The sequence below is a fragment of the Thalassotalea sp. G2M2-11 genome (genome assembly GCF_017168195.1).
Lineage (GTDB): Bacteria > Pseudomonadota > Gammaproteobacteria > Enterobacterales > Alteromonadaceae > Thalassotalea_E.
Genome location: NZ_JADNYL010000004.1, coordinates 124,418 through 148,336, shown reverse-complemented (window position 1 = coordinate 148,336; position 23,919 = coordinate 124,418). Strand labels below are relative to the sequence as shown.

The window sequence follows — 23,919 nt, the reverse complement described above, 5'->3', positions numbered from 1 at the left end:
ATTATTCTTTTATTTTTTAATCAGTGCAGCATAACTACGATGATTTTTCTTCTGTAAATAAAGCATCGATAAAATCATCACCATTAAATGGTCTTAAATCATCAATGCCTTCACCGACTCCTAGGTAACGAATCGGAATACCATATTTATCCGCCACCGCAAACACCACTCCACCTTTAGCGGTACCATCAAGCTTAGTTAAGGTTAAGCCCGTTAAACCGACAGCTTCATCAAATAATTGTGTTTGGCTTAACGCATTTTGTCCTGTGCCAGCATCTATGGTCAACATCACTTCATGGGGAGCATTTTCATCGAGCTTTTTCATCACACGAACCACTTTCTTCAACTCTTCCATTAAGTGGCTTTTATTTTGTAGTCGTCCTGCGGTATCAGCTATCAATACATCAACATTGCGAGCCTTGGCGGCACTAATAGCGTCAAAAATTACCGAGGCACTATCCGCCCCCGTATGTTGTGCTATCACTGGAATTTCATTACGTTCGCCCCACACCTGTAACTGTTCAACGGCAGCGGCACGGAAAGTATCACCAGCAGCCAGCATCACTGATTTACCTTGTGCCTGAAACTGTTTTGCTAATTTACCTATGGTGGTTGTTTTACCAACACCATTAACGCCTACCATTAAAATCACATACGGAGACTGACTCTCTGGTATTGTTAATGGCTGGCTAACAGGTTCAATGACACTTTTTAATTCGGCTTTTAGCAATTCATACAAGGCTTCAGCATCTTTTAACTGACGGCGAGAAGCCGACTCGGTTAAAGAGTCGATAATTTTCATGGTGGTTTCAACACCAACATCAGCCATCAACAAATGAGTTTCGAGCTCTTCAAATAATTCATCATCAATTTTTTTACCACGAAATAAATCAAATAGCCCGCCACCAAGGTTTTGCCGTGTTTTGCTTAAGCCTTGTTTTAATCGCGCAAAAAAGCCTAATTTTAGCTCTGGCTCTGGCTCTGGCTCTGGCTCTGGCTCTGGCTCTGGCTCTGGCTCTGGCTCTGGCTCTGGCTCTGGCTCTGGCTCTGGCTCTGGCTCTGGCTCTGGCAAATCATTATTTGACAATGTAGATGTGGGCGCAACCTCTTTCTCTGGTTGTGACTCATGCTCTGTTGACTCAGTTTGGTCAACATCAGCCATTTCAGGTGTTTTTTCTGTGCTTTGTTCTTTTTCCCCGCCTAACCCTAGCCAGGAAAACATACCTTTCTTCTTCGACATATTTACATCTTCTTTGTGCCATCATCGACAATATTGATAGCATTAATAGTGGAAACAAGGATAAAATTGCCGCTATCTTACCACCTAAATAGTCGACAAAAAACCACAGTTGTTAACTTATGCGCAAATCTAAAAATTATACCAAGCAAGCAAGCTCATCAAAAAAGACCAAGGGCAGCATTCGAATAATCGCAGGTAAACATAGAGGGAGAAAATTACCTGTGCTAACCGCGGAAGGTTTGCGCCCAACCACAGATCGGGTAAAAGAGACCTTGTTTAATTGGTTAATGCCTTATATTAATCAAAGCAAATGCTTAGATTGCTTTGCCGGTGCAGGGAGTTTAGGGTTTGAAGCACAATCTCGACATGCAGAACATGTCACCTTAGTTGAACTTGATAAACAAGCAGCCCAACAACTAAAACAGAACCAGCAATTATTAAGCGCTGATAACATCACTATTATTCACCAAAATTTGCTCGATTATTTAGCTCAACCAGCATCACAAACCTTTGATATTGTCTTTATCGATCCCCCTTTTCGTCAGGGCTTAGTCGAGCAAACCATTAAACAATTACAACAAGGTTGGCTCAGCCAACAAGCGATTGTTTACCTTGAAATGGAAAGTGAAAGTGCGCCGTTGAATTTACCAAGTAACTGGTCATTACTAAAAGAAAAAACGGCAGGTCAAGTTAGCTACCGCCTATATCAACTGACACAAGCATAAGACCGTTAGGTTTCGATGCCTAAATTTGACATGCCTTGTGCTAGCACGATTTTTTTAATTTCGGTGATAGTTGCTTTATTTTCAGGCGCATTTTTTAAGAAATCAAATAACTCATGCTGGGTCGCTAGTTCCCATTGAATTAATGGATGTTGACTCATTTGAAGAGCGAGCTCTTCATCAGTAAGCAGTCTTTCTTGGTCATTATCAAGACAAAGTTCCACGTAAAAGTTAACACTATTTTCAGATAAGCGTGACACATTCTCAAAGCCTAAACCATCACTGTCTTGCATCGCTTGCAATAAAGACATCACCGCCATCGAGGTATCTAACGCTGGATACACACCAAAAAAATCGAAAGCTTGAGGATCAGGTACTTGCTCTTCTAATTTAAGTAACTGAGCATCAAAGTTAATTTTTACTTTTTGTGATTTATCCAAGCGCTGCCAAATTAAATCCACTTGATTGCGAAGTAGTTGGAAATTACCAAAACCCGCTTGTTCAGCAAAAATACGATAATTGGGAAGCATACGTTCTATAAGTGCCGCACTAAAGGCAATGCGTTGCCATTGTGACAACTTAGCAAAAGGAAGATGGACCGTCACATTTAATTCCTAACAAAATAACTGGCGATATCATAGCAAAAAACTTACTGGTTTTTAGCTAATTCTTTTTGGGCATATTCAAAACGTAAACGATATTCTGTGACTTTACCTTCTAACTCAGAAATTTGTTGTTCAAATTTGTCAGTTAATTCTAGGTTTTCATCGCGCAAATACTTAATGGTTTCTCGTGCTTTATTATATTCTGCCTCTTGCTTGTCCCGCTTTTCAATTTGCGCATTAAAGCGTTTTTGATTGTGTTCAAGCGTTTGTTGGGCCTGCTCAAGTTCGTTGGTTAAAGATTCTGCCGTACTTTGATACTGCGCTAATTCTTGTTGCGCCTGTTCAAATGAGACCGCCAAGTTATCATAACTTTGTTGTAAGGTGGCAAGTACTTGAGCATTTTTACTTTGTTGCTCATCACTTGCTTTAATACGTTGATTGAGTTGTTCTAATGCCTGTTGGTGGGTCTGCGCTTGTTGTTGAGCTTCTGCTTGTTCAGTAGCTAATTGCTTGGTTATTGCCGCTTTTTCATCAGTTAATGCGCTCAACTGTTGTTTATACTGTGCCAGTTCAGCCTGGTGCGCTTGGGTGAGTTCACTAACCTGTTGCTCTTGTGTCATGAGCGCCTGCTGATCTTGCTCAATTTTCTGCTGTAAGGTATGGATCTCTGCACGCAGTTGCTTAGTTTCCTCAGTTAGCGTGTCTTTACTTAGCTCAAGCGCTTTATTTTGTTGCTCCAGCACTTGTTGCTGTTGTTTATACTGTGAGAAGCTTTGTTCGATTTCTGAAGCACTTTTATCTTGCTCTGCTTTGCTCAGTTCAAGCTCAGCACCTAAAGTATTAATTCGATTATTTAATTCCGAAATTTGTTGGTTTTGCACATCTAAGGTTGCAGATTTGGCCTGATCATTTTTGACCAAACTCTGTTCCTTCGCTTGCAATTCTTCCACACGCTGGCTTAATACTTTGTTATTTTCTACCGCTTGCTCAAGTGCCAGTTGTTGCTGTTGCTCTGTTGCTAATAATCGCTTGTGCTCTTCGGTTAAGGTGGAATACTCAGCCAGTTTAGTTTTGAGTGCGACTTCGGTATCGGTCAGTTTAGCTTCGTTTAATGATTGTTGATTATCAATGAGTTGCTGTTTTTCATTCAGTACTTGCGTTAACTTAGCCACTTGCTGTTGATGATCAGCTGTCAATTGCGCAAGTTGCTGTTCACTGGTTTGCAGATGTTGAGCTAATTCATTTTTCTCGTTTTTTAAGCTGATCACATCAGGATGCTTGGCAATATCATCAGTCGAAATGGTCAAATTGTCGCTTTGATTAACTAAAAGCTCTGCCACTTTTTCTTCAATTTGCACATAGATTTCTCCAGCAAGCGCTTGTACTTTTTCATCTAACGCCTTGGATATTTTGCGCTTTTCTGTCATTTCAGCCTCAGTTAAACAAGCACTCTATCCATTAAAATTAGCATAGCTTTGACGAATAAAAAAGGGAGCCTGTTGGCTCCCTTCTCTAATTAAGTCGTTTTAGTGACTATTTTTAACTATTTTTTTTCTTCCGCTTTAACAACGCTATATTGGATACCGCTGATTTTAACCGGGTTATCACTTGCATTGCGTAACTGAGCTAAACGGTTTACTTGCCCTGATGATGCTAACATTGCATGAACAGGCATAAATAAGCCTGATTTATAAAACTCTACAATTTTTTCATCAGATAAATTTTGTAGTTTTTCTTCGTTAATACCGAATAAACCAACTAATTTCTTCTTCTCGCCATTGTTAAACGCAACTTGAAGCTCTAATTCTTGTAATAGTTCATTTTCCACCAGTACTTTAAGGAAGTTTTCGTTAGCAACTTCATTTTCATATAAGCGACCTAATTGATCTTGGATGCTTTTGTAAAACTCAGTTTCTTCACCAGACTCATCAAATAACGCTTGATCTTTATCTTCACCAACAAATGGGCTATCTAAATCAATACATGCGGTTAATGTTTTCTCTTTATCCGGATCTAACCCTAAAGAAAATGGCACTGAAGAAAGCGACTGTGGAATATAAATAGCTTGCCAGTGCTTCTCTGAGTGGTAAAGGTTTTCACCTGCTTCAAGGCCTAACATCGCCACAGTACGATAACGTTCAGAATCCGGGTCTTTCACGATAACAATAGGATAACTAGTAGAAACCTGAGCAAATTCACGCACATTGACTGGCACGATATGTTGGTTGGCGACATGTGATAAATCACGTTGGTTGGCAACTTTAATGTTTTGATGTTGCTCTTTTTTAATTGCTACTATATTCATAAATTAATTCACTCTAAATTTTTTTGAAATTTTCTACTGTATTTGTAATCTAATTGTTTATAACAGAATACTCATTGTCAGATAGTTATGGAGACAATCTATTCCGCTTTCAATGGTAAAAATTGAAAAATATCATTAAATGATATTTTCAACTATAGTAGTGGGTAAGCTTAACTTAGCAACCTTCTCAAATAACTCGGTAATTATCATGCAGTTAACACAGAAACATCCGTTAAATATTCTACTTGGCATTTTCAATAAAATGACAATGTTTTTGTGCTTGTTTGTTTTCTTTGTCTCATTTTCTGCTTGGAGCAAACCCAAAACACAAGTTTTTTATAACTACACCATTGAAGGTTTTGCCCAAGTGCAAATTCAAAATAAATCAGGTAAAGAGCTCGCTTGCTGGATAGCTATCGATGGCTTTAAAAAAAAATTTCGTTTACCACCAGCAACCACATCTCAATGGTTAACCGCCAGTGACAAACGTTATGATTATACGAGTTTTAGTACCTGGTGTGATTACATTGAGTTATACCCACAATATCGAAAATATCCAACAGGCGGAGATGTGCTTGGTAAGTAATCAAAACTGAGCTTAATATTCAACTTTATCTTTTGGTTTACGTAGCAATAAAGCGAAATACAAAACCTAAACCAAAGCCACCACTTACTAAGCAAATAAAACCAAGAATCATACTTAAATCGCGTAATGGTGATTCCACCTCACGTTGATCCGTTAATTCAAAATAACGCCTTTTGGGACCATACTCCTCAACAAATGTATCCCCTCGATACACTCTGGTGATCATTAGCTCTTCATCAATACGCTCAACATTGTTAGCGATACGTGCTTGCATTTGCTTTCTGTTTTCACCAAGCTCAGATAAAGGCTGTGCTCGATAATGACGATTAACTTCACCATCATTAAGAAAACCCATTGAGATATAACTGTACACCACAGGTGAGAAAATCGCGTTTGAATTACCTAAAATCACTAACGCAATGCCAAACACAATAGCAGCTGCACTATAAACATAGCCTTTTTTGGCTTTTTGAAATTGTGCTCGTCTCTGACTATCTAGCTGCAAAGCAATTTCAGGAATATGTGCTAAATGCCGATGTAAATATTGCGTATCTAATGTGTCAATTAAACTTAATACATCCATGTCAAATGCTTGTGCAATGCTATTTAACACATCAAATGATGGTGATGCTTTATCATTTTCCAGTTTTGATAAATATGATTGTTCTATACAAGCTTTTACCGCAAGTTCAGGTTGAGTTAACGTTGCTTGATTTCTTAATTGTCTGATTCTTTCACCTAATGTCATACCCATTCCTTATGTATTGATTTAATAAGTTATTCAGGCGTATTCTTTCTTATCATATCAAGAATAAATAGATGAATATGCTGTAATATCAATGAATATTAATTGTATTAATACAATTGAATCAGTCATTATCAAATTGAGTAGCTTTTCTTTTATTTTCGTTTTCTCGTTTGACTAACAAAAAAGTCAAATACATTTTAGTCGGCAATGAAAAAATTAAACCAAATGCAATACAAGCTGCACTGATGATCATCCCCGAAACACCCATAGTCTCAGGTAATTTAGCATAACTTAACAAGTAATGGCCTAGGAGTAATAGCAAAATACCAATCGCGATAAACACTTTCAGTATTTTTATCAATTTTGCATCTGTCATTGAACATCAACCTAAATAGCATCCCCCCCATTATCTTAGCTTATTCACCGCTTTGGCAGGCAGTAGCTTGCGCTATTATTTGTTGCTCTAATAGCTGTTTAAATGCAGATTTACTATATACACCTAATGTTTCTGCCGCCTCAGCTAATGAACAGCTATTCTTGTTGGCACACTGCACTATGTTCGTAGCAGTATCGTAACCCAGTTGAGGCGCTAACAAGGTGATCAAAGATAAATTATTTTCAATGTTTTGTTCAACCTGATGGTGGTTAATCGCCAAATCTTGCAGACAATGATCACTAAATGAGTAAATAGCATCTGTCAGTAGTTCAATACTCTCCAACACATTGTGAATGATCACAGGTCGATAAGTATTTAACTGTAGCTGACCATTTGATGCCGCCATCGAAACGGTTAAGTCATTTCCAAATACCTGTAAACACACCATAGTTAAGGCTTCACACTGAGTAGGATTCACTTTACCCGGCATAATTGAACTACCCGGCTCATTCGCTGGCAAATGCCACTCATTTAAACCACAACGTGGTCCACTACCAAGTAAACGAAAATCATTGGCTATTTTAAATAATGCCGCGGCAAGTTGCTTAAGGGCACTGCTATAGCGCATTAAAGCATCTTCACCGGATACTGCAGCAAATAAATTCTCATGTTGAATAAAAGGTAATTGATAGTGCGCTGCTATACCTGTAATCACCTGCTTGCCAAAATTATTTGGTGCATTAGCACCTGAACCTACAGCTGTACCACCAAGTGCTAAGCGATACACACCCGCCATGCTATCTTCAATTAACTTTCTCGCATCAAGCAACTGTTGGTGATAACCAGATAAAATATCACCAACGCTTAATGGTAAAGCATCCATTAAATGGGTGCGTCCAACGGTAAACACTTGCGCGAACTGCACGATTTTCTTCGACAGTATTTGCTCAATTTGTGCAAGTGCACCTCTTAATTGTTGATATTGCTGCTGCGCCACCACAACATGCATGGCACTAGGAAAAGTATCATTGGATGATTGTGACATATTTACATGATCATTAGGATGAACTTTCACGCTGCCTTTATCTGCTTGAGCTGGTGCATTATCAGCTAAGTATGTATTAGCCAATGAAGCTATTACTTCATTAACATTCATATTGGTTTGCGTGCCTGAGCCTGTTTGCCATACATGTAATGGAAATTGTTCTGTGTGCTTGCCTTGTAATATTTGCTCACAAGCGAAAACGATAGCCTGACAATATGTTGAAGAAAGTAAGCCTAATTGATGATTCACTTGTGCTGCTTCTCGTTTGATCACCACCAGGGCATCGATAAACTCAGCAGTGAAAGTATGCTTGCCAATATTAAAAAACTGTAGTGACCGTTGACTTTGCTCTCCCCATAAAGCCCCTTCCTCAATTTTAATAGCTGCATATTTTTGGGCGCTTTCACGGCGAACTGACGATTTTTTTTGCTGAGTGGGCTTGGTCATAAATGGTTTCCTTATTTACCAATGGGATCGGTCGTGGAATAACCTTTAGCTTAGCAAAGCATAAAAAATAATGGGTAAATCAATGAAACCCTATCGGCAAAGGATTGCCAACACATACGTTTGCCACACTAAGGTAAACAAAATACCCTCAAGGCTAGAGAGGCATTTGTGCAGCTTCAGCCCGCGCAATTTTTATCTTGGCAATAGCTGTTTTTTTTGCCAAGATATTTTAGACATATTAATAAAAATAATAATAAAAATAGGACATCATGAAGAAATTTTTTAAAGGATTACTATACCTTGTCGTTATTGCTGTGGTTTCAGGCATCGGCTATCAACAATATCAACAGTGGCAAAAACGAACAGACTTAGCTGAACAAGCTGCATCACCACAAAGCAAATTACCGCAATGGCTTACTCCTACCCACTACAACTTAACGCTCAAAATAGATCCCGACAATAGTGCGTTTTCTGGCAAAGTTATGATCAATGTTGATTTAGCTAAGGCCACTGAAGAATTATGGCTACATGGGGAAAACATCTCAGCTTCTGAGGCAAGCTTCACTCATGCAGACGGTACTGTTACACCACTGACTTATAAAGAAATGGGACATTCTGGTGTAGTTAAACTCAGTGCTGCGCATGAATTACCCCCTCAAAATGGCCAAATATCAATTAGTTTTGCTGGTTCTTTAGCTAGTGATTTATCTGGCCTTTATTTAGTCAAAGAAGCAGGTGAAAGTTATGCTTTTACCCAGTTTGAACCAAACTATGCTCGCTTAGCTTTTCCTAGCTTTGATGAACCGCGCTTTAAAACACCGTTTGATATTGCGCTAGAGGTTAAGCAATCGTATCAAGGGTTTGCGAACACTCCACAAATTGATGAACAACAAACAGCTAACGGTTTCAAGCGCCTTACTTTTAAAACAACTAAGCCTCTGCCTACGTACCTGATCGCCGTTGCTGTGGGTGATTTAGATGTGATCGAACACGCCGCAATCCCCACATCAGATATTCGTGATGTTGAAATTCCGTTACGCGGCATCGCCACAAAAGGCAAAGGTAAAGAAATGACCTATGCGTTGGCAAATACAGCCTCAATATTAGCGACATTAGAAAATTATTTTGGCATGCCTTATCCTTACGAAAAATTAGATATCGTTGCCGTTCCTGATTTTGCTGCTGGTGCCATGGAAAATGCAGGCCTGATCACCTATCGGGAGCAACTATTATTACTTGGCGATAAGCCAACCTTAGATCAACAACGTAGTTATGCCCGCGTTCATGCCCACGAACTTGCTCATCAATGGTTTGGTAATTTAGTCACTATGCCTTGGTGGGATGATATTTGGTTAAATGAATCATTTGCCACCTGGATGGCGGATATTTCAATGAATAATTGGAATCCTGAATTTGGTTTTGAGCGAGCGATGGTTCGCTCAGGTCACGGAGTAATGAACAGCGATGTCTACATCGATACTCGTCAAATCAGAGAACCAATTAAAAACAATGGCGATATAGAAAGTGCTTTTGATGGGATCACTTATCAAAAAGGCGGTGCAGTGTTGCAAATGCTTGAGGACTACATTGGTAAGCAAGCATTTAAAGAGGGCGTGCGTTATCATTTAAAACAATATGCTTTTGGGCACGCGAACGCAATTCAATTTATTGAATCTATTGAAAAAAACTCAGACAAAGCGAATATCAAGGCCGCTTTTGAAAGCTTTTTGAATCAAAAAGGCGTCCCGCTGGTTAATGTAAACTACCAATGTAGTGAACAAGGTAACACAGTGACTTTTGAGCAATCACGGTATTTACCTGTAGGCGCTGGTTCATCATCTGCACAAACGTGGACCATGCCAGTTTGTATAACCACCATTGGTGAAACTGGGCAGAATAAGCAATGTCAAATGTTAACGCAGCCAATAGAAACCTTTGCGTTAACCACAGACCAATGCCCATTAGCCATCATGCCAAACAACCAAGGTAAAGGTTATTATCGTTGGTCGTTATCACATCAACAGCAATCGGCATTAATGGCACAGTTCGATAAACTCTCAGCCGCCGAAAAATATACCGTTGCTAGTAACTTAGCGGCAGAATTTAAAGCAGGGCGAATTGATGCCTCTCATTATCTTGCAGCAATAAAACCTATTATTGCCGATACAGATTGGGATTTAATTAGCCAACCCGTTGGTACGATCAAGTTTATTTCTAATAACATTGCGACCAAGCAAGAAAAAGGCGAGATTTCTGCCTATCTATCGTCTTTATATCAACCAAAACTTGCGGACATCGGCTTATATGCCAACACCTCATTTGACAAAGACAATCCCGTAGAAACAAAGCTACTGAGAAAAACCTTAATTAACTTAGTGGCACTCACCTTAGAGCAACCAGAGTTACTTAATGAACTAGCTGCGATGGGGAAAACACTGATCGGCTTTGAAGGTGATGGCCAACTTAATATTGATGCAGTTGAAGTTGAATTAATGGCACCTGCATTGGCAAGCGGTGTAAAAGTTTATGGTCAGCCATTTGCCCAAGCTCTGATTGCGCAGTTAGATAACACCGACGATGGCACAATTCGTCAACGTTTACTTGTTGCACTGGGGCGCAGTAAAGATCCTCAAATTTCAGCAATGGTTCTTGATCTCATGACCTCATTATCGTTACGAGTAAACGAGCGCTTAACCTTATTAGGCAGCCATATGAGTCAAAAAGAAAACCAGCAGGGCGTTTATCAATGGTTAAAAGATAAATATGGTTTCATTGCGATGGTTATTCCCAAAAAGTACTTAGCCATGGCGCCAATCATAGGTGCAGGTTTCTGTAGCAAAGAGATGCGCAATGATGTTGAAACCTTCTTCAAAGCAAAGCTAGAAGATAACCCTGCAAGCGAGCGCTATTTATCAACCACACTTGAGAAAATTGAAATGTGCGTTGCCTTAAAAGAATCACAAATGGAAGTGAGTATTTGATATGACGCCCTTATCTATCAAGGGCGTTTACATACCTTCACAAAAACCTGTCCGAATTTACTGGAAGTGGAATTATCAACACACAGTGAACAAAGCGGTTAACGACGGAGACATTGATGCAATGTCTCCTTCTAGATATTAAATAATATGATTACCAATATCAGCCATTACTGTTTGATATGGTAATGACGCAAGTCGTGTTCTTTCTGGCGTGCTTTGCTAAAGTTACTGACGCGCTTTAAATAACCGATGATGCGGGTACCATAATCAACGTCAAGGCTATTACAGCACGAGCAGCTGGTCAGGGTGCGTTTATCAATATGATCACAACTATTGCAAATGGTCACCTTAATATTAGTGCACCAGTAGTTGCAACCCGAAGCGGCACTGGCATCAATTAAATTGATGTATCCCGTTTGATTCAAATGCTCTTCCAGATTAAGGTGTAATGCTGAACCACCATCTAAATATTGCAAGACCTGCTCGCCATGCAGTACTAGTTTATCCATGGCATTAATCTGCTCATCATCTTCAACTCGGTAAAAATAGCTGTTATAGCAATCGCGGCCGACCTGATAACCGTCTTTACTATCCCACTTGGCATTTTTTACCCCTAGGTTTTCCGCCGGTACTAATTCGGTGTTAAACATATAACCATGCTCAGTTTTTGCCTGTTTATTAAGCTCAAATACTTGTTTAAGTTGCGTTTGTAAAAATTCGATATATTCAGCATTATTACTAGGTTCTATCCCCAGAAATTCTGCCGCTTCAACTAAACCATTAAGCCCAATGGTTAAAAACTGCTTATCTAGACTAATAAAGCCTGCATTGTAGACAGGTAAGGCGCCGACATCGAACAGTTCTTGGATAATAGCGCGATACGCTAGTTGATATTTATGAATTTTTTTAACTTCATCGGTAATGGAGCGGCCATCTTGGATCATGCGATTGACGTTAAGGGTGATCACATTGATTGAACCAGTAGATACCCCGCCCGCTCCTAAAGAATACGAGAAACTGTTGTCGCTGATCTCATTACGCAAACGACAGCAAGAGGCCAGTGAGTCGGCACTGTCTGATTGATAGATAAAAAACGAATTACCCTGACTCATTTCATCCGCCAGAAAAGCGGTAAACTCACGATCTTTCGCCTTGCCATCTTCATTTAAAATCGCCGCGGTCACCACAGGGAAGGTTAATACCGCTTTTTGACGCTCTTCATTAAACCACTTCATAAAAAAGTGCTGTAGTTTATTGAAACGGTCAAAATCTGGCTTGATGAATTCACCTTCATTGATCGGATCGGGAAAAACAAAATCACCAAACATAGAGTCAAAGTAGTAGCGATCATAAATAGAGATATTCCAGAATACCGATTGATAACCACGTGCCGCTGCCGGTTGATTTAAACTGTACACCACATGTTGAAAGCCCTGAATAACTTCTTTTTCATGTGTATCCAGATAATCATCGCCGAATTGACTTAAAAAGTGATCGCAATAAAGTAAAAATTCCACCGTTGCTATCGCACCAGCAAACTGTGCGCTAATAGCAAAAACCAGATTAATAAAAGAGCCACAAAAAGCATGAAAGTGTTTGGGAGCTTTAGATTCGCCACCAAGCTTGGTCACACCATCAAACAAGAATGGATACAGCGATACCGATGCACAATAAGGCTTTAAAGATGTCTCGTCATGTGCATAAATTTCATGATTATCTAACTGACGAACATACTCGTTCGCCAGCTCTTCATCAAACATTTCACGGATCTTGGCTACCATTTTTGCCCGATTCAATTGGATGTATAAATCTTTAAATACTTCTTGTTCCATAGTGGCAATATTTTGCGATGAAACGTTAGCGTTAGCATCAAATTGCGATCCTTCTGCGGCATTTTCGGCAACAAAATAATTATTGATAAATGAAGTTTTAACAGCAAGCTGTTCAGGGGATAAATGAAGCATTGTGCCTCCGATTAGTTAGATATTAGTGATAGATATACAATTGTCTGTATGACGAAAAAGATGTGTCAGTTCTTCACCGGTTTCTATATTAAAAAAACGCTGGTTTGAACTAGGACTATCTATACCCCCAAGAGCTTTAACAAAACGTCCTGTCTTGAGATAGGTCAGATTTTTAAGTAATGGCTTAGGCACAGTCTGCAACTCCATGCCGGTATAAAGCGCGGTTTTTAATCCATTTAAACGTACAATGGCTAATAATTTATTGAGTATCTCTGGCTGCCACTCCCCTCCGTAAAATAATACGGTAGTGATCATTTTGGGATATTTATTGATCCAGCTTAATAGCACGGTGTCAGTTAACTCCTCACCATAATCGGGTGCCCATGTATGTGCAGAGTGACAGCCTTTACAGCCAAGATTGCAGCCAGAAATAGAAAATGCCAAGCTGATCTCACCGGGTACCTCTTGAAAGACTATCTGTGGATGACTGTAATGCATAAGTAATTTGATTCACTAAAAAGGTGCGGTCATTACATCAATTTGCTTTCCATGAGATATTGATTTAGATCAAAAAGCACAATATATAGTGATAATATTTTTAAAAAACACTATATATTGTGCCTGTATGTAAATATGAGTTCACCTCATACAAGGTCGCTTGATATACAGAAGTAGAAGGATATAGCGTTTATCAGAGTGAGCAGAGTTTACTTTACTTGAGAGCTCATCAGTTTTTTTGCCAAAGTGATTTTAAAGCTACGCAAAGCTTTAAATAGTTAGCACTAGCCAAATACTTACGTGAAGAAACCTTTAATTTATCTAGTTTTTGAATCGGACTTAAGTGGTTTCTCTCGCCAATATGACTTTATCTCTGCCAGATTCTTTTGCTTTATAAAGGGCAGTATCAGCACGTTTGATCATAGCAGCAAAACTATCATTAAGCTGATAACTTGTAACACCAAAGCTACAAGTAATGTTCGGAGTAGAGTTCATGGTTTTGAATGAATTACGCAAGCGTTCAGCAGTTAAAAGTGATTCATCTATAGTGTTTAACGGCAGTATAACGACAAATTCTTCCCCTCCCCATCGAGCAACAATGTCTGGTTCTCTCAGTGTCTTTTTAGCTTGCTTAGCGACTTGGATAAGAATTTCATCACCTTGATCGTGTCCATAGTTATCATTGACTAATTTAAAGTGGTCTATATCAAAAATGATTAATCCAAACGATTGGTGATAACGTTTTGCTGTGCTTACTTGTTCATTAAACCTTTCTTCCAAACTCCGTCTATTTAAGCAGCCAGTAAGAGGGTCTGTGCTTGCCATTGATTCCAATTTCTTTTCAAGATTTTTTCTGATGGTAATATCATGGAAAGTTTCTACATAGTTTTTTACTTTGTTGTTATTGTTTTTTATGCAGGTAATGGCGCTCCACTGAGGATACACTTCACCATTTTTACGCTTATTCCATATTTCCCCTTCCCAATGACCTTTTTGATTGATGTCATCCCACATCTTTTCATAAAACTCTTCTGTATGTACATCTGAAGAGAGAACTTTAGGTGTTTTGTTAACAACTTCCGCAGAACTATAGCCAGTGATTTCTTCAAAAGAAGAATTAACCCTTTGGATGATACCTTTGTTATCCGTAATTAAAATGCCAGCCTGGGTTTCCAGTGCAACTGCTGCCAGTTTCAATTGAGCTTCAATCGCTTCCTGTTCAGTGATGTCGATAATATGGGTAACATAATGAGTAATTGCATTGTTGCTATCTTTAACCGGTACAATAGAAAAAAGGCATGGAATCGCAACACTATTTTTTCTACTAAGATTAAGCTTGCCACGCCATAAGCCTTTTCGTGCAATAGTTTGCTCTATCTCCGTATCTTCAAATGGTGTTGACTGCTCGATCAATATTTCATGAATTCCTCGATTTAAGATATCGGCAGGCTGGTATTTTGTTAATTGTATAAATACCTGATTAACCGTTGTTAATTGCCATTTTTTATCTGTAATAAAGATTGCGTCTCCAGAATTAAACAAAACGGAGACCAACTCGAGTGAATATTGCTGAATTCTTTTCGTTATTTTATGACTATGGTTAAACCAAAGTGCCAGTGTCAATACAAGGAATAACACGATATGGAAAATGTACAGAGACATGGTTTGCTGATAGATAACATCTTGGATGTAGCTATCACTTATTTGGTCAATTAATATATAACTAGCATTGTTAATTCCATGGCTGAAGGACAAGGTCCTAAAAATAAACGTGTAACCTTCAATAGAAATCTTACCTTGCTCCTCACTCAGCATTTTTTGCCACTGCTCAGGAAAGGCCTTGGCAAAGTTATATATACTCCTTGATTGAATATCTTGCCCCCATTCTTGTTCGTCACTTTCCCCTTGGATATAAAAACCATCTTGGTCAACTAACAGAACGTTGTTGGTGGCACTTTTCCTCGATTGGATAATAGGATCTAATAACTTGTTGGCAAGAATACTAGCCTCAATAAAACCTTCAGTGCGATTTTTCGTGATCACGATTTTACTGGCAATATTGATGATCGGCATTAAAGGGTAAGTTGGCTCGTTATACTCTTTGTTTAACCTGATAGTGGAAACATATAAATTTTCATTGGCTGAAACTTCTTTGTTATATTCGTTAAAACGAGTTTTTTGATGTTCTACAGAATCAGAAACCATCGCCTGTTGCAGTAACGGATCATAATCGACACGTAAGTTGCCAACACTGGAATAAGTGATCAGCTCTATTTTTGAAAACCATTTCAACCGTTCTGCAATGGTTTGCCATTCGTTGAGAATGAACTGTTTTGACAGATCATTGCCTGTAATGAGATATCGATGTAATTCTGTATCCGTAACAAACTGTTGAACCTGGCTCTCCATAAAATCAAGGTTATTATGGATAAGAGAATCCACCGTATTTAAGTGTACACCAGCGTTTGTACTAAGGTTTTGGAGCTTTTGTTGATAAACAAAGTTATATGATAATTGTGCCGTTATGCACAATACAATAAAAATAAAACAAACCTTGGCTGCAAAAGCCTTATAGATATTTAGCTTGAGTCGTTTTACTTCTTCATGCGATATCATCTCGCTTCGCATCAATATTGGATTACGTTTCACTAATTCAAAGCTCTCTACTTATAATAACTAGTTACCCATTCGCGGACGTTGGAAGGGTGATAGTGAATTCGCTTCCTTCCCCTTCTTTCGACGCCACACTTAGCTGACCATCCATTTTGTTGACCAGTGAATAGCATATTGATAAGCCCAACCCCGTTCCTTTAGGTTTGGTTGTAAAAAACTCCTGCCCTGCTTGCGCTAATATGTGGGGGCTCATACCTTTTCCATTATCTTTGACCGATATGATGATATTGTTATCCTTTACTGTTGAGCTCACTTTTATGGATGCATTTGTAGTATCTTGCTCGCAGGCATCCATTGCATTACTAATAAGGTTTTGTAAAACTTGAATAAATCTATCATCAGCTAATTTTATCGCTGGTATATTTTTATCAAGATCTATGGTTAATTTTATTTGCCACATCCTTTCATCATGAAGCACTAATCTACACGTTCTTTCGATTAAATCATTAAGGTTAATGAAATTATCTCCCCCTGATGTCATATTTGAGAAACTACTCACATCTTGAGAAATCCGAGTTAACCTGTTCAATTCGGTGAATATCATGGTTAAAAAGTTATCTATCTTTGTTTTATCTTTTGCTGTCAGTGGCTCTGACTTAATGACGACTTGTACCTCGTTCAACAGCCCTATAATACTCGCAAGCGGGTTGCCTATTTCATGGAGGATCCCTGAAGCGAGAGTGCCCAAAGAAGCCATTTTCTCTTGATGATAATATTTCTGCCTAGCTTCTTCTAACAACAACTCAGTTTCCTTGCTGTCATTAATATCAACTGCTGTACCTAAGAAACCAGTAACCTCTTGCTGACTGGAATAACAAGCATTGCCCTGTAATGTAATCCAGCGATACTCATTGTTTTGGCTTTTTAACCGACATGAAAGTTGAAAAGGATGAGCATTATCAACGAGTTTTTGATAAGTATATTCAACCAAAGCGCGCTCTTTGGGATGAATACTTTCTAACCAGCCTATGTTTAGCTCTCGATTAGCATCATTGCCTGTAAAGGCTGTCCAACCACGACTGACAAACGTCCAATGTCCTAGTTTATTAGCTTGCCATAACATGATTGGCGATTGCTCTGTCAGCACATGAAATTGTTCTATACGTTCATCAAGTTTAGATTTAGTTTTCTTTAAACGTATACCTAAAATTGCAGTTACAAGAATAACAAAAATTGCTAGCGCTCGATTCGAAAGCACCATCCATTGAATGCCAAGTTCAACCGATAAAAAATACCCTAATACAGTGAGCAGAATACAGAGAATTGCAAATGCCACGGTTAAATTACTGTTTTTTAATTTTAGTGATAACAATACAACAGTGACATAAGGAACACCTGCCGCAACTCCAAGGGGAATATTAAGGTCTATGGCAAAAATCAAACTACAAAGTAGTAAGCAAAAAAATATGGTCTTTTTTTCAGAAAATTTTTTTTCAGTCATAAGTCACTAAATCATATAATCTAAGGTATTTAGGAAAGTGAATAACTTCGGTCAGCTTACTTAATCTATCTTTGGATATAGCTCTATCAACAACAAAGCCCAAAGTCATCGTAAAATAGGCAAGATAGATTCAGATATGATGCATCGCCTATTCACTCAATCCTAGTCATCAAACTCAACTTCACCCATAAAGTTAACACGTCCGTATCTCCCATTATAATGAATGATTTTGGCGCAACGTAAATTATGATCAAAGGCTAAGTAATCTAACTGCCAACCCGATTGACCTAATTTGTAAATGATATTCTTTTGGCTGAGTGAAAGAGTATTCCAAATATCCAAGAATGTATTATTTTGCTTTAATTCACGTTGCATAGCCATGCTCATGGTAAAAACTCCAACGACTTATTTGAAAAAGGTTAACCGAGCTCAATTCATTAAAAACAAGCTAAACAAAGCAACTAGTACGCCAACATAGTGACAATAAAGTATTTACTCAGTATCACCATAGTAATACATTGTTTTTTGAATGTTTTTTCCACAACACTAGCAACATTGTATGCCTTTACTCCACACTTGCTAAAAAACAACGGCGAAAAACTCATCTATTTTCTCACTATTGATAGAGTAAAACGTGAGATTCTTAATTTTGAGAATTTTATTTAAGAATTCTTGTGTATGCCGAGCGAAACAAGCCCTTTAATACTGACATACCGTAGTTGGTCACCTTGGTAAGTTATTTGCTTTATTTATGACTTGATAGCTACGATCTGTATAGGATAAACATCGATTGTTTAAAATATTATCTTGTTTACTGTTAATTCTACTTCAAACCAGCCTTTGGGCTGACGATAGGGTGTGGTTAAAAATTATAAAAGATGGAAATCATGATCTAGACAATGCATCCGTGTCATTACTCCAAAACCCTGAAGATGTTTTCAAAGGCACTCCTCCTGACTTTGCTAGCATAGGTAACCAAGTAGACTGGGTAAGGGCTTTAGAAACTGAAGCAATTAATCCTCGAAGCCAACTGTTTGAGACAACTGATATCAATGTTCTGGATTTAGATATTATCATGGAGGCTACAGGAGAAATGCCCTTGGTACGTTTTCCTCATAAAGCGCATACGGAATGGTTAGATTGCTCTAATTGCCATGATCAATTATTTAAGAAAAAAGCAGGAGGAAACCCTGTCAACATGTTTGCTATCTTGGCTGGAGAATACTGTGGCCGTTGCCATGGTGCCGTTGCCTTTCCATTAACCGAATGCCGAAGGTGTCATAGTGAAAGTCGTAAAACCTTTAAGGGAAAACCTGGTGCACAACCAGTACCGGGTAAAAAATACGCGCCAGTCACTGAGCAAAAGGTGGTGAAATGACTAGTATATGTAAAAGAGCATTGATATTTTGCGTCCTGATATTATCTTTTATGTCGCAGCAAAAAAGCCATGCAGAATATGCAGATGTTGTTTTAAATAAATATTCGGAAGCAAACGATATGCGTCCGGTGATTTTTCCCCATTGGTTTCATCGTGTTCGCTTTCGCTGCAAGGTGTGTCATTCTGAATTAGGCTTTGAAATGAAAGTCGGTGCCAACGATATTAATATGATGAAGATTATGGATGGGCAATATTGCGGTATGTGCCACAATGGGGAAATAGCGTGGAATATTGATCGCTGCGACCTTTGCCATTCAGGAAAACCCGGCTTAAAAAGTGGCATTAGAGGAGGACACAAAACAGGAGGTCCATCGGTTTGGTAATTACCTTAAGATACTTGCTAACATTTGTTTTAGCGGTATCAGTTTTCTCTTGTAGTTCAACAGGTTCAGTTGAAAAGCGTCATTTTGAACTGGCACAACAGTCAAAAGATGTCACGCATGCCTGGCCGAGAGGATATAGTAAACCCTATTACATATATCTGGGAGATATCTATGGCGAAAGTAATTTATCAAAAATAAAAAATCAGCAAGAAAGTACATTTTCAAGAATATGGTCATTTTTAACCGGAGAAATAGATCAGCCTCCTCTAAACCTGAAAAGGCCGCAAGGTATCATCGGAGATAATAAGGGTAAGTTGTATATTTCAGATGTCAGCCATCAGGGGATTTTTGCTATAGATACGGTCAAAGGCACATTAGAGTTATGGAAAAATGCCGGAGATACAAAGCACTTTATTAGCCCTGTCGGCGTCGCTGTTATCAATGCAAATGAATTACTAGTTGCTGACTCTGAACTGGGTTATGTTGTCCGTCTGAATGCAAACGGAGTCCCAATTGGCAAAATAGCACATAATTCGCTAACAAGGCCTACTGGTATTGTTTGGCTTGAGAAACGTGGAGAAATATATATCAGCGATACGGAAAATGATGATATAAAAGTATTTGACAAAAATGGACAGCTATTAAGGCTTATTGGTAACAACAGAGACAACAAAATATCCTTTAACGCCCCAACCTATTTAGCTGCACATACTAAGGGGTTATTAGTTGCTGATACGTTAGCAGCCAAAGTACAGCTTATTGGATTTGATGGTCAAGCAGCTACTTTGCTCCATAGTTATGGGCAAAGAGGAATGAAGCTTGGCAATTTAACTCGACCTAAAGGCGTAGCCACTGATTCAGAAGGTAATATCTATATCATCGAATCATATTTTGATCATATGTTGGTTTATAATGAACAAGGGCAATTTTTATTACCTTTAGGGGGGGCGGGTCATGGCGCTGGAGAGTTTTACCTGCCAAGTGGCATATGGATCGATAATCAAGACAGGGTCTACGTGGCAGATATGATGAATGGACGAATTTCCATGTTTCATTTCTTAGGTGGCAATTAGTGAATTCTTTTAGATATGATAAGCGCACATTGTTCTTCGTCGGGTTCATTGTTTCGCTCCTTATAATTACTCTTGATGGTAAGGCCGCGACAGAATCGAACATTCGACAAACCAAGCATAACTTTTCGACCACAGCGAGCAACTCGGTAAAAGCGACAACAGAATCGCAAGTTTGCGTATTTTGTCATACACCCCATGGTGCCACTGAAGAACAAGAAGCCCCACTATGGAATAGACAGCTGAGTCCATTAGCTTCTTATACTATGTATGATTCTTTGTCTATCGACAGTACCGACATGTCTTCCGCTCCCGGAGGCAGTTCAAAGTTATGCTTATCATGCCATGACGGTACTCTGGCCATTGGCTCTGTCAACGTCGCCAACGGCCAAACTAATCCCGTTATTCCAATGGCAGGAACTCAACCAGATGGAACTATGCCTGCAGGAGAGGGAACCACGACAGGCTTCACTCGAAACCTGGGCACAGATTTAACCAATGATCACCCCATCTCTTTTACTTATGACCCAACTTTAGCAAGTAATGATGGTGAATTAAGAGACCCGAACACATCCGATCATATAGGCGATCGTCTCCCTGGAAACCATCCACAATTTCCTACACAAAATGGTAAGGTTCAATGTACGACTTGTCATGATCCTCATTTATATGATCCGAATGACCCAAATCGTAAATTCTTAAGAGGTAATCGTTTACAAAAAACGACACCAACAGGTGGAGCGTTTAACGAAACCAATGATCAAATTTGTTTGGCGTGTCATGATAAAGCGAATCAGGCATGGGCGATGTCTGTTCACGCAAATAGTGTTGATGCTAATGAAACCTATGAAGCCAACGCAGCCGCACTCAGAGAATTTCCAGCAAATACTAAAGTTTGGCAAGCTGGCTGTTTAAATTGTCACGATACCCACACAGTTGATGGCTCAAGACGCCTGTTAAGAGAAGGCGTAGATAGTACTGGCGGAGTAACAACAGCAAAAACCAGTGGTAACCCCGCCATAGAAGAAACCTGTTACCAATGCCATCGACCACAATCTCAAAGTGTGCTCACTTCAACGTCGAATAATGTACCCAATATTTATAGTGATTTTAACTCAACACGTCATATGCCGATCACAAATGCCGATCAACAAAAAACTGAAATTCATAATATTGCCGATAAAGATTTCACGGAAAGTCGTGGGAACTTAGGCAGTACGAACTTACTGAATCGTCATGTGGAATGCACTGATTGCCATAATCCACATCGTGTGATGAAGTCGGACAAATTTAATGATGTTGGTTCTGAAAGTAGCGGAACGCATAGACATGATACCGGACACACTAATATTGCCTCTGGGGCGCTAAAAGGATCGACAGGGGTTGAGCCTGTTTATACGAGTGAAAAGTTTGAGCCCGACCATAATGCCGCTGATTTGATCATTAGTTTTGTTGAAAAGAAAGGCGTGCCAAGTCCAGGTGCAAGTGAGTCTGCATCCTCAACTTGGGTAACCAGAGAATATCAAATTTGTTTACGTTGTCATTCCAATTATGGTTTTGGTACAACGCCACCAAGTTTAGGGCAATCAGGTGGAGGTACTCCTGCTAATACTAATGGTGTAACACAATTAACCAATCAGGCGATGGAATTTCAGGCACCCCTCTCCCATCGAGGTGAAGTCACCGCTCCCGGATGGGAAACGAACAACCATAGATCTTGGCATCCGGTTATGGGGCCAACGGGAAGAACCGCCTCAATTCGCAGTACGGGAAGTACCAACTGGCTCCCCCCTTGGAATGGATCTTCAGTTGGTACGCAAACCATGTATTGCAGTGACTGTCATGGTAACAATACCGCCAATGGAACAACAACACCAACGGGTAGTAACCCTTGGGGACCGCATGGCTCGACAAATAACTTTATCCTCAAAGGAGACTGGAATGGTGCTACCTCTGGGAGTACAGGAACAGATCAACTATGTTTTAGATGTCATAATACGGCTTATCGAAGCGGAATAAACTCAGGCTTTGATACCGACAAGGGCGAAGGCCATGCACTACACTCGGATAAAATTCGCAATGCTTCTCCAAGGGATGCTTTACGCTGTACCATGTGTCATGTTGCTTTACCTCATGGCTGGAAAAATAAAGCATTTTTAGTCAACCTAAATGATGTTGGCCCTGAAGGTGGGCAACCGGAAGGTACAAATGTGTCTGGTAATGCATTCACTAACGGTCCATATTATCGTAATGCATACTTAAGGGTACTAAACTGGCGCAAAAGTGGTCAATGGCGAGAGAGTGATTGTGGAAAGTCAGGCAGTGACAATGGCCGCGATTGGATGCAAAATACATGCGACTAACAACTCATCACAAGAGTCCTAGGTGCACATGCGTACATTGCTAGGATATTTAGCTTCACTAAAACTAACTTTTTTATTGCTGATATTGCTGCTATTAGCAATTATGATTGCTTATAATGGTCAATTGTCATATCCCAAGCTACTGTCTTTCCCCCTTAGCTTGCTAAGTGCTAATTTAGTTGCCGCAATAATCAGTAATAAAGCATTTCAACAAAATCTTCCTCTACTACTCTTTCATCTGACGCTGTTAGCTACCGTGATTTTAGTTGCATTAAGCCGGTTGACCTATCTGGATGGTTGGGTAGAACTTAATGAAGGGGAAGAGTTCACAGGGATGCTAGATGGTCAAACCCAAGGCATTTTTCATCACTACTCCCTAAAGCAAGGGGATTTTACTAATCTAGCGGTTCAGCTTGAATTTACTCCTTATGTAGCTATTACCAAAATTCGTAGCCGAGTATTGGCTAACACTGATATAGGCGTTCGAGAGTTGGTAGTTGGTGAGCATCAACCATTGGTGGTTAATCACTATCGATTCTATGTGACCCGTAATGTTGGCTATTCCGCCCTATTTTCTTGGCAAGATAAAAGCAACGCTGGCTTGGTTCAGCAAACAGGTACATTAAACTTTCCACCATTTTTGTTTAATGAGTTTAGCCAGACAAACACATGGCAACCACCAAACAGCAAGAATGAGTTGTGGTTTATGTTGCAGCCAGAGGATGATCTGTTAGCAGAGCGAAAACCAATACAATTAACGCCTCCAGAGAATCATTACCTAATTATTCGGGCAGGTGAAGACCGACATAAATTAAGAGCAGGGCAACAGTTAATTTTATCAGATGGGACCCTAACTTATCATGGACTGAGAACTTGGATGGGCTTCAAAGTTCATTATGATCCATACAAGTCTTATCTATTGGCTTGTGCATTATTAACAGTGTTTTGTCTTTCATGGTTTTTCTGGCAAAAATTTACTCGCAAAAGCTGGTTGGCACCAACGGGCTCAGTTTGACAAACTAATTACCCCTTTCCTTCGCTATTTCGGCACTTTAATTGCTGGGTATCAGGCTTTTACAAGAATTCCAATGACG

The 23,919-nt window shown here is 39.3% G+C and carries 20 protein-coding genes; 8 read left to right on the top strand and 12 right to left on the bottom strand.

The genetic code is table 11. The features are described from left to right. Nucleotides 1–34: 34 nt before the first annotated feature. Nucleotides 35–1,240, bottom strand: a complete 1,206-nt coding sequence (ftsY, locus tag IV514_RS14575) for a signal recognition particle-docking protein FtsY (protein ID WP_206486019.1) — start codon at nucleotides 1,238–1,240, stop codon at nucleotides 35–37. Nucleotides 1,241–1,359: 119 nt separating this feature from the next. On the opposite strand from ftsY, the gene rsmD reads away from it, so the two are divergent. Beyond that, the gene (rsmD, locus tag IV514_RS14570; RefSeq protein WP_206486018.1) at nucleotides 1,360–1,965 is read left to right on the top strand and encodes a 16S rRNA (guanine(966)-N(2))-methyltransferase RsmD; all 606 of its coding nucleotides are present in this window, start codon (nucleotides 1,360–1,362) and stop codon (nucleotides 1,963–1,965) included. Between the two features lie 5 nt (nucleotides 1,966–1,970). On the opposite strand, the gene IV514_RS14565 is transcribed toward rsmD, so the two are convergent. The 3 genes from IV514_RS14565 to IV514_RS14555 all read right to left on the bottom strand — a co-directional run bounded on the left by IV514_RS14565 (nucleotide 1,971) and on the right by IV514_RS14555 (nucleotide 4,872). After that, nucleotides 1,971–2,567, bottom strand: a complete 597-nt coding sequence (locus tag IV514_RS14565; RefSeq protein ID WP_206486017.1) for a YjaG family protein — start codon at nucleotides 2,565–2,567, stop codon at nucleotides 1,971–1,973. A gap of 44 nt (nucleotides 2,568–2,611) precedes the next feature. Next, nucleotides 2,612–3,994 (bottom strand): hypothetical protein, encoded by a 1,383-nt coding sequence (locus IV514_RS14560; protein ID WP_206486016.1) that lies wholly within the window; start codon nucleotides 3,992–3,994, stop codon nucleotides 2,612–2,614. 116 nt (nucleotides 3,995–4,110) lie between these two features. Beyond that, nucleotides 4,111–4,872: a SapC family protein gene (locus IV514_RS14555; protein WP_206486015.1), complete on the bottom strand. Its 762-nt coding sequence runs from the start codon at nucleotides 4,870–4,872 to the stop codon at nucleotides 4,111–4,113. A 208-nt stretch (nucleotides 4,873–5,080) separates the two neighbouring features. Here IV514_RS14555 and IV514_RS14550 point away from each other — a divergent pair, with 208 nt between their 5' ends. Next, a complete protein-coding gene (locus tag IV514_RS14550) occupies nucleotides 5,081–5,458 on the top strand; it encodes a hypothetical protein (RefSeq protein WP_206486014.1) in 378 nt (125 codons plus the stop codon). A gap of 37 nt (nucleotides 5,459–5,495) precedes the next feature. Here IV514_RS14550 and IV514_RS14545 read toward each other — a convergent pair whose 3' ends face one another. The 3 genes from IV514_RS14545 to IV514_RS14535 form a co-directional block, all read right to left on the bottom strand. Next, entirely contained in the window at nucleotides 5,496–6,206 is a 711-nt protein-coding gene (locus tag IV514_RS14545; RefSeq protein ID WP_206486013.1) for a helix-turn-helix transcriptional regulator, read from the bottom strand. Between the two features lie 121 nt (nucleotides 6,207–6,327). Next, on the bottom strand, nucleotides 6,328–6,582 hold the full coding sequence (locus IV514_RS14540) for a hypothetical protein (protein ID WP_206486012.1): 255 nt from the start codon (nucleotides 6,580–6,582) through the stop codon (nucleotides 6,328–6,330). A 40-nt stretch (nucleotides 6,583–6,622) separates the two neighbouring features. Then, complete coding sequence (locus tag IV514_RS14535) at nucleotides 6,623–8,074, bottom strand: class II fumarate hydratase (protein WP_206486011.1); 1,452 nt, start codon at nucleotides 8,072–8,074, stop codon at nucleotides 6,623–6,625. Between the two features lie 269 nt (nucleotides 8,075–8,343). Between IV514_RS14535 and IV514_RS14530 the strand changes: the two genes are divergently transcribed. Beyond that, on the top strand, nucleotides 8,344–11,055 hold the full coding sequence (locus IV514_RS14530; RefSeq protein WP_206486010.1) for a M1 family metallopeptidase: 2,712 nt from the start codon (nucleotides 8,344–8,346) through the stop codon (nucleotides 11,053–11,055). Nucleotides 11,056–11,222: 167 nt separating this feature from the next. Here the strand turns inward: IV514_RS14530 and nrdD are convergent, their stop codons facing one another. The 5 genes from nrdD to IV514_RS14505 all read right to left on the bottom strand — a co-directional run bounded on the left by nrdD (nucleotide 11,223) and on the right by IV514_RS14505 (nucleotide 18,018). Then, on the bottom strand, nucleotides 11,223–13,019 hold the full coding sequence (gene nrdD / locus IV514_RS14525; RefSeq protein WP_206486009.1) for an anaerobic ribonucleoside-triphosphate reductase: 1,797 nt from the start codon (nucleotides 13,017–13,019) through the stop codon (nucleotides 11,223–11,225). Nucleotides 13,020–13,034: 15 nt separating this feature from the next. After that, nucleotides 13,035–13,517, bottom strand: a complete 483-nt coding sequence (gene nrdG / locus IV514_RS14520; RefSeq protein WP_206486008.1) for an anaerobic ribonucleoside-triphosphate reductase activating protein — start codon at nucleotides 13,515–13,517, stop codon at nucleotides 13,035–13,037. Nucleotides 13,518–13,856: 339 nt separating this feature from the next. Further along, the gene (locus IV514_RS17720) at nucleotides 13,857–16,166 is read right to left on the bottom strand and encodes a sensor domain-containing diguanylate cyclase (protein WP_206486007.1); all 2,310 of its coding nucleotides are present in this window, start codon (nucleotides 16,164–16,166) and stop codon (nucleotides 13,857–13,859) included. Between the two features lie 31 nt (nucleotides 16,167–16,197). Next, nucleotides 16,198–17,631, bottom strand: a complete 1,434-nt coding sequence (locus IV514_RS14510) for a PAS domain-containing sensor histidine kinase (protein ID WP_206486006.1) — start codon at nucleotides 17,629–17,631, stop codon at nucleotides 16,198–16,200. 162 nt (nucleotides 17,632–17,793) lie between these two features. Further along, nucleotides 17,794–18,018 carry a hypothetical protein gene (locus tag IV514_RS14505; protein ID WP_206486005.1) on the bottom strand — a complete coding sequence of 75 codons (225 nt, stop codon included), beginning with the start codon at nucleotides 18,016–18,018 and terminating at the stop codon, nucleotides 17,794–17,796. Between the two features lie 403 nt (nucleotides 18,019–18,421). On the opposite strand from IV514_RS14505, the gene IV514_RS14500 reads away from it, so the two are divergent. The 5 genes from IV514_RS14500 to IV514_RS14480 are packed head-to-tail and all read left to right on the top strand — an operon-like array spanning nucleotide 18,422 to nucleotide 23,840. Then, nucleotides 18,422–19,009, top strand: a complete 588-nt coding sequence (locus IV514_RS14500; RefSeq protein WP_206486004.1) for a c(7)-type cytochrome triheme domain-containing protein — start codon at nucleotides 18,422–18,424, stop codon at nucleotides 19,007–19,009. Further along, nucleotides 19,006–19,392 carry a c(7)-type cytochrome triheme domain-containing protein gene (locus IV514_RS14495; protein ID WP_206486003.1) on the top strand — a complete coding sequence of 129 codons (387 nt, stop codon included), beginning with the start codon at nucleotides 19,006–19,008 and terminating at the stop codon, nucleotides 19,390–19,392. The genes IV514_RS14500 and IV514_RS14495 overlap by 4 nt, the downstream gene beginning before the upstream one ends. A gap of 14 nt (nucleotides 19,393–19,406) precedes the next feature. Continuing rightward, nucleotides 19,407–20,465 (top strand): 6-bladed beta-propeller, encoded by a 1,059-nt coding sequence (locus IV514_RS14490; RefSeq protein ID WP_206486002.1) that lies wholly within the window; start codon nucleotides 19,407–19,409, stop codon nucleotides 20,463–20,465. Then, nucleotides 20,465–22,825 (top strand): multiheme c-type cytochrome, encoded by a 2,361-nt coding sequence (locus IV514_RS14485; RefSeq protein ID WP_206486001.1) that lies wholly within the window; start codon nucleotides 20,465–20,467, stop codon nucleotides 22,823–22,825. The genes IV514_RS14490 and IV514_RS14485 overlap by 1 nt, the downstream gene beginning before the upstream one ends. A gap of 28 nt (nucleotides 22,826–22,853) precedes the next feature. Further along, nucleotides 22,854–23,840 (top strand): hypothetical protein, encoded by a 987-nt coding sequence (locus IV514_RS14480; protein ID WP_206486000.1) that lies wholly within the window; start codon nucleotides 22,854–22,856, stop codon nucleotides 23,838–23,840. The last annotated feature ends 79 nt before the right edge of the window (nucleotides 23,841–23,919 follow it).

Coding starts and splice junctions, on each gene's coding strand:
- ftsY (WP_206486019.1), bottom strand. CDS start 1,240: ATGTCGAAGAAGAAAGGTATGTTTTCCTGGCTAGGGTTAGGCGGGGAA.
- rsmD (WP_206486018.1), top strand. CDS start 1,360: ATGCGCAAATCTAAAAATTATACCAAGCAAGCAAGCTCATCAAAAAAG.
- IV514_RS14560 (WP_206486016.1), bottom strand. CDS start 3,994: ATGACAGAAAAGCGCAAAATATCCAAGGCGTTAGATGAAAAAGTACAA.
- IV514_RS14555 (WP_206486015.1), bottom strand. CDS start 4,872: ATGAATATAGTAGCAATTAAAAAAGAGCAACATCAAAACATTAAAGTT.
- IV514_RS14550 (WP_206486014.1), top strand. CDS start 5,081: ATGCAGTTAACACAGAAACATCCGTTAAATATTCTACTTGGCATTTTC.
- IV514_RS14545 (WP_206486013.1), bottom strand. CDS start 6,206: ATGACATTAGGTGAAAGAATCAGACAATTAAGAAATCAAGCAACGTTA.
- IV514_RS14540 (WP_206486012.1), bottom strand. CDS start 6,582: ATGACAGATGCAAAATTGATAAAAATACTGAAAGTGTTTATCGCGATT.
- IV514_RS14535 (WP_206486011.1), bottom strand. CDS start 8,074: ATGACCAAGCCCACTCAGCAAAAAAAATCGTCAGTTCGCCGTGAAAGC.
- IV514_RS14530 (WP_206486010.1), top strand. CDS start 8,344: ATGAAGAAATTTTTTAAAGGATTACTATACCTTGTCGTTATTGCTGTG.
- nrdD (WP_206486009.1), bottom strand. CDS start 13,019: ATGCTTCATTTATCCCCTGAACAGCTTGCTGTTAAAACTTCATTTATC.
- nrdG (WP_206486008.1), bottom strand. CDS start 13,517: ATGCATTACAGTCATCCACAGATAGTCTTTCAAGAGGTACCCGGTGAG.
- IV514_RS14510 (WP_206486006.1), bottom strand. CDS start 17,631: ATGACTGAAAAAAAATTTTCTGAAAAAAAGACCATATTTTTTTGCTTA.
- IV514_RS14505 (WP_206486005.1), bottom strand. CDS start 18,018: ATGAGCATGGCTATGCAACGTGAATTAAAGCAAAATAATACATTCTTG.
- IV514_RS14495 (WP_206486003.1), top strand. CDS start 19,006: ATGACTAGTATATGTAAAAGAGCATTGATATTTTGCGTCCTGATATTA.
- IV514_RS14480 (WP_206486000.1), top strand. CDS start 22,854: ATGCGTACATTGCTAGGATATTTAGCTTCACTAAAACTAACTTTTTTA.